The organism is Qipengyuania sp. SM2507, from assembly GCF_053714505.1.
Map to the genome: position 1 here is coordinate 886,149 of NZ_CM132307.1, position 12,677 is coordinate 898,825.

The window sequence follows — 12,677 nt, forward strand, 5'->3', positions numbered from 1 at the left end:
CAGGGGCCGGCCGTTTGGGTTTGTGATAGGGGTTCGAAGCTAATCGAACCTGCCCGAGGAGAGAAGCCCATGTCCGCGACCAGCCCCGAAATGCGAATGATCGATGTTGGGGAGCTATCGCTGCGCTGCGCGATCGCGGGCGAGGGACCGCTGGTCGTCTTCGTCCATGGCTTTCCCGAGAGCTGGTACAGCTGGCGCCACCAGATTGCCCCTGTCGCTGAAGCGGGTTTCACCGCCTGCGCCATCGACGTGCGCGGCTATGGCGGCTCGGACAAGCCCGAAGCGGTGGATGCCTATGCGATGGAGCGGATCGTCGGCGATCTGGTCGGGCTGCGGCGGGCGCTTTCGCCCGAGGCCCCTGCGGTGCTGGTGGGGCACGATTGGGGCGCGCCGATCGTGTGGAACTCGGCGCTGACGCAGCCGGAGCATTTCCGCGCTGTCGCCGGCCTGTCGGTGCCCTTCGGCGGTGTCCCTAAGCGACCCTTCACCGAGGTCTTCCACGAGCATTTCACCGCAAAGGGACGGTTCTTCTATCAGGAATATTTCCAGCAGCCGGGCGTCGCGGAAGCCGAGGCCGAGGCGGACCCGCGCGATTTCGTCCAGCGGATGATGTATTCGATTTCGGGCGATGTGCCGCCGGGCAATTATTGGGACAAGCCGCTCGGAGCCAGTTTCCTCGAAGGCCTGCCCGATCCCCAGCCGGTCGACTGGCTGAGCGAGGCCGATCTGGATTTCTACGAGGCAGAGTTCCGCGCCTCGGGATTTCGCGGCCCGCTCAACCGCTATCGAAACCACGAGCGCGACTACGAATGGCTCAGGCAATTCGCCGGGCGGCTGATCGAACAGCCCGCGCTGTTCGTCGGTGGCAGCCGCGATCCGGCCAGCTTCCTGTTCGGCGCGATCGAGGATCCGGTGGCGTTCACCCGCATGTTCGCGCCCAATGCCGAAGGCACGGTGCTTGAGGGTTGCGGCCACTGGACCCAGCAGGAAAAGCCGGGCGAAGTGAACCGCCTCTTGCTCGACTGGCTCCGTCACCTCTAACGCTCTTTCGCGCATGGCCTTGCGCGTCTATAGGTCCCTCTCACCATGACCCAGACTGTACCCCTTGTCCTGCCCGCCGATTGGCGCGACTTCTTCGCTTTGACCAAACCGCGGGTTATGAGCCTGGTGATCTTCACCGGGCTGTGCGGGCTGCTGGCCGCGCCCGGGTCGATCCACCCGGTGCTCGGCTTCACCGCGATTCTGTGCATTGCGCTGGGCGCCGGCGGGGCGGCGGCGCTCAACCAGTGGTGGGAAGCCGATCTCGACGCCGGGATGAAGCGCACCGCCAAACGCCCGCTGCCCTCAGGCCGCTTGCGCCACGACGATGCGCGCGACTTCGGCATCGCGCTCTCGGTCGCTTCGGTGCTGGTGATGGGGCTGGCGATCGGCTGGCTCGCGGCGGCGATCCTCGCCTTCTCGATCCTCTACTACGCGGTGATCTACACCATCTGGCTCAAACCCCGCACCCCGCAGAACATCGTTATCGGCGGTGGCGCGGGCGCATTTCCCCCGCTGATCGGCTGGGTCGCGGTGACCGGCGAGATTACGATGATGCCGGTGCTGCTGTTCGCGATCATCTTCTTCTGGACCCCGCCGCATTTCTGGGCGCTCGCGTTGTTCGTGAAGTCGGACTACGCCAAGGTCGGCATCCCGATGATGCCCGTCGCCCGCGGCGAGACCAGCACGCGGCGCCAGATCCTGGCCTACTCGGTGTTGCTCGTGCCGATCGCCGCCGCGCCGTGGTTCATCGGCGGGACCGGGATGGTCTACGGACTTGCGGCGCTCGCATTGTCGCTTGCCTTCCTTGCGCTTTCGCTCCCCGTCGCTTTCCGGCAAACCGGCAGCGACGATGCAATGAAGCCCGAGAAACGGCTGTTCGCCTTCAGCATCCTCTACCTCTTCGCGCTGTTCGCGGTGCTGGTTGTGGACCGGGTGCTGGTCGTCAATGGAGTGACCGCATGACGCCCGAAGAAGAAACCGAATTCAAGCGCCGGCAGCGCAGCCGCAATCTCGTGATGGGCGGGTTCCTGCTGTTTTTCGTGGTGCTGTTCTACGCGATCACGATCGTGCGGATGGGCGACTGACATGACCACGGCGAGCCTAGATAATCGCAACGCGCGGACCGCTTTCTTCGCATTTCTGGGCGCGGCGGCGATGCTCGGCATGGGGTATGCCGCGGTCCCGCTCTACGACCTGTTCTGCCGCGTCACCGGCTTTGGCGGGACGACGCAACGCGCAACCGAATCCGACGCCGCGCTGGCCGCGCAGATGGCGCAGAGCGCGGGCGGACGCGAGATGTCGATCCGCTTCGACGCCAGCACCGCCAGCGATATGCCGTGGACTTTCCGCCCCGAGCAGCCGACCGACCGGGTCCAGATTGGCCAGCGCGACCTGGCTTTCTATACTGCGCGCAACAACAGCGACGTGCCCATCACCGGCACCGCGACTTTCAATGTCGAACCCGAGCAGACCGGGCGCTATTTCAACAAGATCCAGTGTTTCTGTTTCACCGAACAGGTGCTCCAGCCGGGTGAGGAAATCCGCATGCCGGTGCTCTATTATGTCGACCCCGCCATCCTCACCGACGAGAACGCCAAGGATGTCGAGCAGATCACGCTGAGCTACACTTTCCACCGCGCCGATACCCGAGCAGAGTAAGACACTGGACCCGAGGCGCGACGCGCTTTAAGGGCACCGGCATCCGATCCACAGGACCGAAAGACCCATGGCTGGCACCGTAAACCACGACTATCACATCCTCGAACCCGATATCTGGCCGCTGATCGGCTCGCTGTCGGCTTTGACCTTCACCACCGGCATGGTGCTTTTCATGCACGAGATGGGGGCCGCGCATCTGGTGCTCGGTCTCGGCATTGCCGGTCTGATCGCGACTTTCTTCAGCTGGTTCTCGAACATCGTGAAGGAAGCCGAGCGCGGAGATCACACCCCGGTGGTCCAGCTGCACATGCGCTACGGCATGATCCTGTTCATCGCCTCGGAAGTGATGTTCTTCGTGGGCTGGTTCTGGAGCTGGTTCGATTTCGCGCTGTTCCCCAGCGAACTTTCCGATGTGATCGGCGGCGTCTGGCCACCCGAAGCGATCGAGGCGGTGATCGATCCCTTCTCGCTGCCGCTGCTCAACACGCTGATCCTGCTGTGTTCGGGCACCACGGTGACCTGGGCCCACCATTCTCTGATCCACGGTGACCGTGAGGGCCTCAAGAAGGGGCTTTGGGCGACGATCATCCTTGGCGCTGTGTTCTCCGCGATTCAGGCCTATGAATATGCTGTCGCGCCGTTCGAGTTCGGCGGCAACACCTACAGCTCGGCCTTCTACATGGCGACGGGCTTCCACGGCTTCCACGTTCTGATCGGGACGATCTTCCTGATCGTCTGCCTGCGCCGCACCTATCTGGGGCACTTCACCCCGCGCCAGCATTTCGGCTTCGAGGCCGCTGCCTGGTACTGGCACTTCGTCGACGTGGTGTGGTTGTTCCTCTTCATCACCGTCTACGTCTGGGGCGGCTGGGGCGCCGCAGTCCACTGATGCAGCCCGGTTCGCCGGAATCAGAGACAGGGCGGCCTTCCCTTGCGGAGGTCGCCCTTTTCGGTTGCTGTCCGCGCTGCGGCGAGCGCACCCTGTTCGACGGCGTGGTCAAGTTCGCGCCGCGCTGCAGCGCCTGCCAACTCGATTACGACCGCTTCAACGTCGGCGACGGTCCGGCCGCTTTTCTCACGCTGGTGATTGGCGCGCTCATCACCGGTCTGGCAATCTGGCTCGATGCGTCGGTCCGGCCGCCGTTCTGGGTCCATATCCTGCTGTGGGTGCCGATCACGATCGGCGCCGTACTGGCGGGTCTGCGGGTATCTAAGGCGCTGCTGATGATCGCCGAGTATCGCAACAAGGCCGGTGAGGCCGGGCGGAGCGAATGACCGACCGGACTGTCACGCGATTCCCCATTTTTTCCACCGTGATCGTGCTGGCTGCGGTCGTGACGATGATCGCGCTCGGTTTCTGGCAATTGGGCCGGATGGACGAGAAGGAAGCGCTGATCGCGCGCTACGCTTCTGCGGGCGAGCAACCTGAAGTGGCCTGGCCGACTTCGGCGCAATACGAGGCGGCGCTGTTTCGCCGCAGCACGGTGACCTGCTCGCAGGTCACCGGCTTCGACAGCATCGCGGGCACTTCGAGCCGCGGCGAGAAGGGCTGGGCGCAAATCGCGCGCTGCACGCTCGACGACGGAGCCAGCGCGGATGTCGCCATGGGCTGGTCGCGCATTCCCGAACCGCCCGCCTGGGATGGCGGCACGGTTACCGGCCTCGTCGCACCCTATGGCGAATCGGTCCGGCTGGTTACGATCAAGCCGGTCGCCGGCCTGCAGCCTCTGGCCGCGCCCGATCCGGGCGATCTCCCCAACAACCACCTTGCCTATGCCGGCCAGTGGTTCCTGTTCGCGCTCACCGCGCTGGTCATCTACGGTCTCGTCCTGCGCCAAAAGCTGGGCCTGAAGGCGGGCCGAAAGACCGGGCGCGGGAACGTCGGGACTTCGCCGCGCTAAAGCGCCACTTGCTTGCCCGCCGCCGGGTCGCAAGCTAGGCGCAGCTGCGATGGACTACATCTCGACCAGAGGCTGCGCCCCGACGCTCGATTTCGCAGGCGTGACGCTGGCCGGGCTAGCAAGCGACGGTGGGCTTTACCTGCCCGCCAGCTGGCCGCGCTTTTCGCATGACGAGATCGCGGCGATGCGCGGGCTGCCCTATGCGCAGCTTGCAGCGAATGTGATGCAGCCTTTCGTCGGCGACAGCCTCGCGCCGGAGCGGCTGCGCGAATTGTGCGAGCAGGCCTATGCTCGTTTCGCGCATGCTGCGGTGACCCCGCTTGTCCAGCTCGACGAGCGCAATTGGCTGCTCGAACTGTTCCACGGCCCGACGCTGGCGTTCAAGGATGTCGCGCTCCAGCTGCTCGGCCTGCTGTTCGAGGAATTCCTCGCGCGCGAGCAGGGCACGCTGACCATCGTCGGCGCGACCAGCGGCGACACCGGCAGCGCCGCGATCGATGCGGTCGCCGGGCGCGACAAGGTCGAGATCTTCATGCTCCACCCCAAGGGGCGGGTGAGCGATGTCCAGCGGCGGCAGATGACTACGGTGCGCGCGCCCAATGTGCACAACATCGCCATCGACGGCAGTTTCGACGATGCTCAGGCTATGGTGAAGCGGCTGTTCGCCGACGAGGCGATGACGGCGAAGCACCGTTTGGGTGCGGTCAATTCGATCAACTGGGCGCGGCTGATGGCGCAGGTGGTCTATTATTTCGCCGCGGCGCTGCAATTGGGCGCGCCCGAGCGGCAGGTTGCCTTCAGCGTGCCCACGGGCAATTTCGGCGATGTCTTCGCCGGCCATGTCGCGGCGCGGATGGGGCTGCCGATCGCCCGGCTGGCGGTGGCGACCAATGTCAACGACATCCTCCACCGCGCACTGACCAGCGGCGACTATTCGGCGGGCGAGGTCACCGCCACCGCCGCGCCGAGTATGGATATCCAGGTCAGCTCCAATTTCGAGCGGTTGCTGTTCGATATCGGCGGGCGCGATGGAGTGGCGCTGGCCGAGCAGATGCTCGGGTTCGAGAGCTCGCGCGCGATGCGGCTTACCAATGCCCAACGCGAAGGCGCCGTTTCGCTCTTCACCAGCGCGCGCGCCGACCAGAGCGATATGGCGCGGGCGATGCGCTGGGCCTGGGATGAGGCCGGCCAGGTGGTCGATCCGCACACCGCCATCGGCCTCCACGCGGCCCGCGCCCTCGACCTGCCGGGCGAGGTGCCCGTGGTGACGCTGGCGACCGCGCATCCGGCGAAATTCCGCGATGCGGTCGAACGGGTTGTGGGGCAGCGCCCGACACTACCGCTGCGGGTGGGCGATCTGTTCGCGCGTGAGGAGAGGCTCACCGATCTCCCTGGCGAATATGACGCGGTGCGTGATTTCATCCTCGCGCATGCGAGCCCGCGCGGCTGATGGCCGAACTTCACAGAAATCCGGTGCTGATGGTGGGCGAGGGCTGGGACGCCTATCGCCTGCTCGACAGCGGCGAGGGTCGCAAGTTCGAGGCCTACGGCCCCTGGCGCTTCATCCGCCCCGAACCCCAGGCGATGTGGTCGCCCCGGTTAGAGAAATGGGACGCGCATGGCGAATTCGTCCCCGGTTCGGACGAGGATGGCGGCGGGCGCTGGCAGTTTTCCGCGCCCGTGCCCGAGGAAGGCTGGCCGCTGGAATATGGCGAGGCGCGCTTCACCGCGCAGTGCACGCCGTTCCGGCATCTCGGCTTCTTCCCCGACATGGCGCCGGTGTGGGACTGGATGGGCGCGCAACTGGGCGCCTGCGAGGACGCCGAGACGCTCAACCTGTTCGGCTACACCGGGGTCGGGTCGCTGGCGCTAAGCCGCTACGGGCGTGTCACCCATGTCGATGCGAGCAAGAAATCGGTGGCGCAGGCGCGCGAGAACGCCGCGCTCTCCGGGATGGAGGATCGCCCGATCCGCTGGCTGGTCGATGACGCCGAGAAATTCACCGCGCGCGAGGTGCGGCGCGAGCGGCGCTACGACGGCATCATTCTCGATCCGCCAAAGTTCGGGCGCGGCCCCGGCAACGAGACCTGGCGGCTCGAGCAGGGGTTGCCCGGCCTGGTCGGCGACTGCCGCAAGCTGCTTGATGCCGAGAGCCGCTTCCTATTCCTCACCGTCTATGCGGTGCGGATGAGCAGCCTCGCGCTCGCCGGTCTGCTCGACGAAGCCTTCGCCGGGCTTCCCGGCGTGATCGAGCATGGTGATCTCGCGGTCAGCGAACAAGGCGAGGGCGCGCGCCTCCTCCCCACCGCGATCTTCGCGCGCTGGTCCAATCCGGGCTAGGAGGGCGCATGAACGATTCGCTGCATCTGGAAGTCGCCGATTTCGAGCACGATGTCCTCACCGGCATCTATTCGGAGGAAACCGGCAAGCCGCAGCCACTGCGCTTCGCGATCACCGCGCGGCTGAAGCCGCTGGCACGCTACGAGCCCGACACCTCGCTCGATGCTTCGAAGAACTACATGGACCTCAAATTCGCCGCGTCGCAGGCGCTGCCCGAAGGCGTGCATTTCAAGCTTATCGAGGCGGTTGCAGACCATATCTGCGAAACGCTCTTCCTTCAGGATGCGCGGGTCGAGGCGGTTACCGTCAAGATCGTCAAGCTCGCCATCGCCGAAGCCGGCGAGCGGATCGGCATCACGCTTCACCGCGAGCGCCGCGGATGAAGCGGATCGCGGTGGACGATCTGCCGCCCGAGCCGCTGGCCGCTGCCGGGCTGTTCCACCAGCACTGGCTCCCGCATGTCGCAGGCGCGCTCGAGAGCGGCGCGGATGTCATGGTCACGCTTGCCCCCGCCGGTCACAGCCATCGCGAATGGCGGCTGGCGATCGCTGCAGGTCTGGCGCGCGCGCATGCGCCGCAGCGGATCAATCTGGTAGCAGGCGAAGGCGCGGCGCTCGATGGCTTTGAAACCTATCTCGCCGATGCGCCGGGGATCACAGGGCAATATTTCGAGAGCGACGGGACCGGTGCGGGCGATCCGTTCGTAGAGGCATCATGAGTTCCAGACCACTTGTCGACGCCTTTCAGCGTCGTATCACCTACCTGCGCCTGTCGGTGACCGATCGTTGCGATCTGCGTTGCACCTATTGCATGCCCGAAATGATGCGCTTTCTTCCGAAAAAAGAGGTGCTCAGCCTCGAAGAATTGCACCGGCTCGCACTCGGCTTCATGGCCCGCGGTGTGCGCAAGATCCGCCTGACTGGGGGAGAACCGCTGGTCCGCCGCGACATGATCGATCTCGTGCGCGCGCTAGGCCGCCACGTCGGCGAAGGGCTCGACGAGATCACGCTGACCACCAACGGCACCCAGCTGGCGCGCCATGCCGAAGACCTTGCCCGCGCCGGGGTTCGGCGGGTCAATGTCTCGCTCGATACGATCGATCGGGCGCGCTTTGCGCAGCTGACCCGCCGCGATACGCTGGCGCAGGTGCTCGAAGGGATCGCTGCGGCGAAGGCTGCGGGCCTCGCGGTCAAGCTCAACACCGTGGCGCTCAAGGGTGTGAACGAGGCCGAACTGCCCGATCTGATCGCCTGGGCGCATGGCGCGGGGCACGCCATCACGCTGATCGAGACCATGCCGCTGGGCGAAGTGGATGGCGAGCGAATCGACAGCTATCTTCCGCTGGACTCGGTCCGTGCGCAGCTCGAGGCACGCTGGACCCTGACGTCCTCCGATCACCGCACCGGCGGACCGGCGCGCTATTTCGACATCGCAGAGACCGGCGGGCGGCTGGGGCTGATCACTCCGCTGACGCAGAACTTCTGCGCCGGCTGCAACCGGATGCGGGTTACCGCGACGGGCCAGCTCTATCCCTGCCTCGGCGGCGGGGAGGCGGTCGATCTCCGCGCCGCTCTGCGTTCCGACCCCGGACCGCACGCGCTCGATGCCGCGCTCGACCGGGCGCTGGCGGTGAAACCCGAGCGCCATGATTTCGCGATCCGCACCCGCGGCGAGGCACCGGCTCTGGCACGCCACATGTCGGTAACCGGCGGCTGATGGCGGTCCGGATCGTCTTTCTCGGCCCCTTGCGCGATCTGGCGGGGATGGCCCAGCGCGAGGCTCCGGCGCCGCTCGACTGGTCCGCGCTGCTCGCGGTGGTCGGACCGCAAGTGGCCGACCAATTGCGCGAGGAGCGGGTTCATCTGGCCTGCGCAGGCAAGGTGCTCACCGACAAGACCGCGCTGCTGGCTCGGGATGGCGAGGAAGTGGCTTTGCTTCCCCCGGTCAGCGGTGGCTAGGCTCATCCTGTCCGGCCCGGTCGATGCCCGTCTGCTCGAGCGCGGACTGTCCGTCGGCGAAGCGCTGGCGGCATTCAACGCCGCGCATCCGCAGGCTGGCGGTGTCGCAAGCTTTCTGGGCAAGGTCCGTCCCGGGTCTGACGAATCGCCCGTGAAGGCGCTCGAACTCACCCATTACGAACCGCTCACCCTTCCGGGTATTTCGCGATTGGCCGAGCAGGCGCGGGCGCGATTCGCGCTCGACGGGGTGCTGGTCTGGCACCGGGTCGGGGTGCTGGTGCCGGGCGAGGGGATCGTGCTGGTCGCGGCGGCGGCACCGCACCGGCGCGGCGCGCTGGAGGCGGTCGATTTCCTGATGGATCATCTCAAATCCGCGACCTGGCTGTGGAAGCGCGAGCAGCGCGGCGATGGCTGGCACTGGATCGAGCCGCGTGGAGACGACCACGCAGCGCTGGCGCGCTGGCAATAATTATTCCCGTTAGATCATGATAAAGAGCACCGCAAAGGCGGTGCGGTCGCGGGCCGGGCATTCGGCGCAGGCGCTCATGGCGCCACACGCGCGCGAAGTTCCGCCAAGGTGGCGTCTTCCTCCTCGACCAGTGCGATCACCGAATCCCTCGCTGCATCGATCTGCACCCGGTCCTCGGCGGCGACCGATGCGGCGATATGGAGAATGTCGAGATCGGCCAGTGCGATAGCGGTGTCGCTGCGGATCGATTCGAGGTCGGACAGCGCGACCTGTGAGGCGCCCCAGGCATTGCTGCCGATGGCGGCGCGGCCCGCGCTAGCCACCGTCCGACGCGCGGCGGGGGCGCTGGCGCTGAATCGTTGGTGGGCGCTGCGAGCTGCCTCGACCAGCATGGTCAGGCGCGCATCCAGGCTGCCTTCGTAATTCACCGGCACTTCGGGTACATTGATCGGCTCGACCGCGACCGGCTCGAACTGCCCCTGCGCGCGCTCGACATCGCGGATCGCCAGCGAGGGATAGTCGTCGCCGGTACTGGCGCAGGCGGACAGCGCGAGGGCGCTCAGAGCGGGCAGCAAGAGGCGGGCTGGGCAAGACATCGTGGGTCTGATAGCATGGGTCTGCCGTCGCGCCACCGCATTGGCGAGCGACCCGGTGAATTTTCGCCGGTCGAGCGTTGACTTCGGGGGGGCATTACCTTAACGGCACCCATCTTTCCGGGCCTCGCCATCTGGCGGGTCGACGGGCGCGCCGTGACTTCGCAAGAACGCGGCAAAGCATTTTGAATGAGAGAAAAGCACCATGTTCGCAGTCGTGCGCACGGGCGGCAAGCAATACCGGGTTGCCGCCGGAGACAAGATCGCAGTTGAGAAGCTCGCAGGCGAAGCCGGCGACACCGTGACGCTGGGCGATGTCCTGCTCGCGGGCGAAGGCGATGATTTCGCCGAAGCCGGCAAGGTGATCGTTTCGGCTGAAATCATCGCGCAGGCGAAGAGCGAGAAGATCGTCGTCTTCAAGAAGCGCCGCCGTCACAATTACCGCCGCAAGTCCGGTCATCGCCAGCAGATGACGCTGCTGCGCATCATGCAGGTCGGCGACACCAAGGCCGAGGCCAAGCCGGCTGCGGCTAAGGCTGACGCTGCGCCCAAGACCACCGACGCACCGGCGAGCGAGACCAAGACCGAAGCGAAGAAGGCCGCTCCCAAGAAGGAAGCCGCACCCGCCAAGTCTGGTGCGGAAGCCGCTCCCAAGAAAGCCGACGCCGAGAAGAAGCCTGCTGCAAAGAAGGCTCCTGCCAAGAAGGCCGCGGCCGCCAAGTCCGAAGACAAGAAGTAAGGATACCCGACGATGGCACATAAAAAAGCAGGTGGTTCGTCCCGCAACGGTCGCGACTCCGCAGGTCGCCGCCTCGGCGTCAAGAAGTTCGGCAGCCAGGCAGTGGTTGCCGGCAACATTATCGTGCGCCAGCGCGGCACCAAGTTCTACCCGGCAGTCAATGTCGGAATGGGCAAGGACCACACGCTGTTCGCGCTCAACGATGGCATCGTGCGATTCCACTCGGGCAAGCTCGGCCGCAAATATGTATCGGTCGACCTGCAGGCGGAAGCCGCCGAATAACCGGACGGTTCGATAACGGGATCGTCCACCAGGATGGTCCCGGCCGGGTCAAATTCCGGCACACTTAGAGGGAGACGGCGCCATCCTGATTTCAGGGGGCCCGTCTCCCTCTTGTCGTTTCTCCCTAGAAAAGCCGCGGATTAAACGGTCTGCGGAAGCGAAACTGTCATGCGCCTTCCCTAGCGGAAACGCGCAAGGACACACCGGGGAGAAGTCCGATGTTCCATCGCAGCCAGAGGGTTATGCTGCGTCCGATCTGGCCCGAAGACGCGCCGGAGATCTACGCAGCCATCAATGACGAGGGCGTGGTCCGCAACCTGGCCCGTGCGCCGTGGCCCTATACGCTTGAGGATGCACGCGAGTTCGCGCTGAGCGGCGCTGCTCCGGGAACAGCTCGGTTTCTTGTCACCTTGCCGGACTTGCCCAGTGCACCGATCGTCGGCTGTGTCGGGCTCGACCCCGCGACCGACGGTGGATACGAGCTGGGCTACTGGATCGCGCGCAAATTCTGGGGTCGCGGTCTGGCGACCGAAGCGGCGCGCGCGGCGCTCGCCGTGGCGCGTGCGATCGGCTGGAGCCGCGTGAGCGCGGCGCATTTCGTCGACAATCACGCCTCTGGGCGGGTGCTGCTCAAGGTCGGGTTCAAGCCCACCGGTGAGACCGCGGAGCGATTCAGTCGCGGACGCGGGCACGATGCACGGGTGGCGTGCTTCGCGATCGATCTCGATCAGGAAGCCGACGCCGCCGGGGTCGATCTTCTCGACGCAGCCTAGCGCCGGTGGGGCCTTACTCCGCCGGCATCAGCGCGGCTTCGAACTCGCCCTCGTATTTGCCGATCAGTGCGCGATCGTCGTGATCCCAGGGATGGAAGCCGGGGCGGAAATAGCTCAGCCAGGCGGGGAAAATTCGCCGCAGCACGCCCGGCGTGACAGTGAGATATTTCAGCAGTCCCCAGCGCGCCTTCCAGCCGGTGATGCCGTCCTGTGCCAAGAGGTCGATCGAGTCGATCCAGCGGTTGGTGAGGAAGCGACGGGTGACGATCAGCATCACCACCGAACGGCGCATCCAGCGGCGGAACGGGGTCCAGTCGCGGGTTGCGTGCTCGAACGTGTCATAGGCGACGCCCTTGTGCTCGATTTCCTCGACCGCGTGCCAGCGCCACATGGCGCGCACTTCGGGGTCCGAATCCTCGAAATGGCTCGGATTGGCGAGGAATTCATGCGCCATCATCGCGGTGTAGTGCTCGAGCGCCATGGTCACCAGCAGGTTGGCGATTGGCGGGCGGCCCTTGGTCAGCGCCAGCAATTGTTCGACGCGTTTGTCGATCTTGGCGATGTCGTAGCCGGCATCCTCGGCGAGCCGGTTGAAGGCGATATGCTCGCGGGTGTGGTTGATTTCCTGGCGGACGAAGGCGCGGATCTCGCCGTCGAGCTTGGGATCAGCGCCGGCGCGATGCGCCTTCACCGCTTCGATGAAGAACGCCTCGCCGCGCGGGAAGGTGGCCGAGAGCGCGTTGTGCCAGGCGGTGCCGAAAGCGTCGCCCGCCCACCAGCGCCGCGGCGTGGATTCGCGGTTGAAGCGCTCGTCGCGGATGGTGATCTCGAGGCCCTCGGGAGTCGGCGCGGGGCGCATGCTCCTGGATTTGGAGGAAGCGGCATCGAACTGGGTAGGTGCGTTCATGGAACGGCTCCGTCG

Annotated in this window: 19 protein-coding genes; 17 read left to right on the forward strand and 2 right to left on the reverse strand. The window is 65.8% G+C overall.

The genetic code is table 11. The annotated features are described in order from the left end of the window. Positions 1-69: 69 nt before the first annotated feature. The 14 genes from ACWIKC_RS04220 to ACWIKC_RS04285 all read left to right on the forward strand — a co-directional run bounded on the left by ACWIKC_RS04220 (position 70) and on the right by ACWIKC_RS04285 (position 9,368). Entirely contained in the window at positions 70-1,041 is a 972-nt protein-coding gene (locus ACWIKC_RS04220; protein WP_454598879.1) for an alpha/beta fold hydrolase, read from the forward strand. A 45-nt stretch (positions 1,042-1,086) separates the two neighbouring features. Then, on the forward strand, positions 1,087-2,004 hold the full coding sequence (locus ACWIKC_RS04225) for a heme o synthase (protein ID WP_454598880.1): 918 nt from the start codon (positions 1,087-1,089) through the stop codon (positions 2,002-2,004). Continuing rightward, a complete protein-coding gene (locus tag ACWIKC_RS04230; RefSeq protein WP_454598881.1) occupies positions 2,001-2,126 on the forward strand; it encodes a hypothetical protein in 126 nt (41 codons plus the stop codon). The genes ACWIKC_RS04225 and ACWIKC_RS04230 overlap by 4 nt, the downstream gene beginning before the upstream one ends. Position 2,127: 1 nt before the next feature. Further along, entirely contained in the window at positions 2,128-2,700 is a 573-nt protein-coding gene (locus ACWIKC_RS04235; RefSeq protein ID WP_454598882.1) for a cytochrome c oxidase assembly protein, read from the forward strand. Between the two features lie 67 nt (positions 2,701-2,767). Further along, positions 2,768-3,589: a cytochrome c oxidase subunit 3 gene (locus tag ACWIKC_RS04240; protein ID WP_454598883.1), complete on the forward strand. Its 822-nt coding sequence runs from the start codon at positions 2,768-2,770 to the stop codon at positions 3,587-3,589. Further along, positions 3,589-3,975, forward strand: a complete 387-nt coding sequence (locus ACWIKC_RS04245) for a DUF983 domain-containing protein (protein WP_454598884.1) — start codon at positions 3,589-3,591, stop codon at positions 3,973-3,975. The genes ACWIKC_RS04240 and ACWIKC_RS04245 overlap by 1 nt, the downstream gene beginning before the upstream one ends. After that, positions 3,972-4,601 carry an SURF1 family protein gene (locus tag ACWIKC_RS04250; RefSeq protein ID WP_454598885.1) on the forward strand — a complete coding sequence of 210 codons (630 nt, stop codon included), beginning with the start codon at positions 3,972-3,974 and terminating at the stop codon, positions 4,599-4,601. Before ACWIKC_RS04245 ends, ACWIKC_RS04250 begins: the two co-directional genes overlap by 4 nt. Positions 4,602-4,650: 49 nt before the next feature. After that, positions 4,651-6,051, forward strand: a complete 1,401-nt coding sequence (gene thrC, locus ACWIKC_RS04255) for a threonine synthase (RefSeq protein ID WP_454598886.1) — start codon at positions 4,651-4,653, stop codon at positions 6,049-6,051. Further along, the gene (locus ACWIKC_RS04260) at positions 6,051-6,941 is read left to right on the forward strand and encodes a class I SAM-dependent methyltransferase (RefSeq protein WP_454598887.1); all 891 of its coding nucleotides are present in this window, start codon (positions 6,051-6,053) and stop codon (positions 6,939-6,941) included. Before thrC ends, ACWIKC_RS04260 begins: the two co-directional genes overlap by 1 nt. A gap of 8 nt (positions 6,942-6,949) precedes the next feature. Continuing rightward, positions 6,950-7,324, forward strand: a complete 375-nt coding sequence (locus ACWIKC_RS04265) for a dihydroneopterin aldolase (protein WP_454598888.1) — start codon at positions 6,950-6,952, stop codon at positions 7,322-7,324. After that, entirely contained in the window at positions 7,321-7,659 is a 339-nt protein-coding gene (locus tag ACWIKC_RS04270) for a Rossmann fold domain-containing protein (RefSeq protein WP_454598889.1), read from the forward strand. The genes ACWIKC_RS04265 and ACWIKC_RS04270 overlap by 4 nt, the downstream gene beginning before the upstream one ends. Then, complete coding sequence (gene moaA, locus ACWIKC_RS04275) at positions 7,656-8,657, forward strand: GTP 3',8-cyclase MoaA (RefSeq protein ID WP_454598890.1); 1,002 nt, start codon at positions 7,656-7,658, stop codon at positions 8,655-8,657. The genes ACWIKC_RS04270 and moaA overlap by 4 nt, the downstream gene beginning before the upstream one ends. Continuing rightward, complete coding sequence (locus ACWIKC_RS04280; RefSeq protein ID WP_454598891.1) at positions 8,657-8,899, forward strand: MoaD/ThiS family protein; 243 nt, start codon at positions 8,657-8,659, stop codon at positions 8,897-8,899. The genes moaA and ACWIKC_RS04280 overlap by 1 nt, the downstream gene beginning before the upstream one ends. Further along, entirely contained in the window at positions 8,892-9,368 is a 477-nt protein-coding gene (locus ACWIKC_RS04285) for a molybdenum cofactor biosynthesis protein MoaE (protein WP_454598892.1), read from the forward strand. Before ACWIKC_RS04280 ends, ACWIKC_RS04285 begins: the two co-directional genes overlap by 8 nt. Before the next feature lie 74 nt (positions 9,369-9,442). Here ACWIKC_RS04285 and ACWIKC_RS04290 read toward each other — a convergent pair whose 3' ends face one another. Next, positions 9,443-9,943, reverse strand: coding sequence for a hypothetical protein (locus tag ACWIKC_RS04290; RefSeq protein WP_454598893.1), 501 nt, complete (start codon positions 9,941-9,943; stop codon positions 9,443-9,445). 223 nt (positions 9,944-10,166) lie between these two features. On the opposite strand from ACWIKC_RS04290, the gene rplU reads away from it, so the two are divergent. From rplU to ACWIKC_RS04305, 3 genes are all read left to right on the forward strand, one after another. Further along, positions 10,167-10,700, forward strand: coding sequence for a 50S ribosomal protein L21 (rplU, locus tag ACWIKC_RS04295; RefSeq protein ID WP_454598894.1), 534 nt, complete (start codon positions 10,167-10,169; stop codon positions 10,698-10,700). 12 nt (positions 10,701-10,712) lie between these two features. Next, the gene (gene rpmA / locus ACWIKC_RS04300; RefSeq protein ID WP_067613000.1) at positions 10,713-10,982 is read left to right on the forward strand and encodes a 50S ribosomal protein L27; all 270 of its coding nucleotides are present in this window, start codon (positions 10,713-10,715) and stop codon (positions 10,980-10,982) included. A 218-nt stretch (positions 10,983-11,200) separates the two neighbouring features. Next, entirely contained in the window at positions 11,201-11,755 is a 555-nt protein-coding gene (locus ACWIKC_RS04305) for a GNAT family N-acetyltransferase (protein WP_454598895.1), read from the forward strand. A gap of 13 nt (positions 11,756-11,768) precedes the next feature. On the opposite strand, the gene ACWIKC_RS04310 is transcribed toward ACWIKC_RS04305, so the two are convergent. Next, positions 11,769-12,662, reverse strand: a complete 894-nt coding sequence (locus ACWIKC_RS04310; RefSeq protein WP_454598896.1) for a metal-dependent hydrolase — start codon at positions 12,660-12,662, stop codon at positions 11,769-11,771. Positions 12,663-12,677 lie beyond the last annotated feature (15 nt).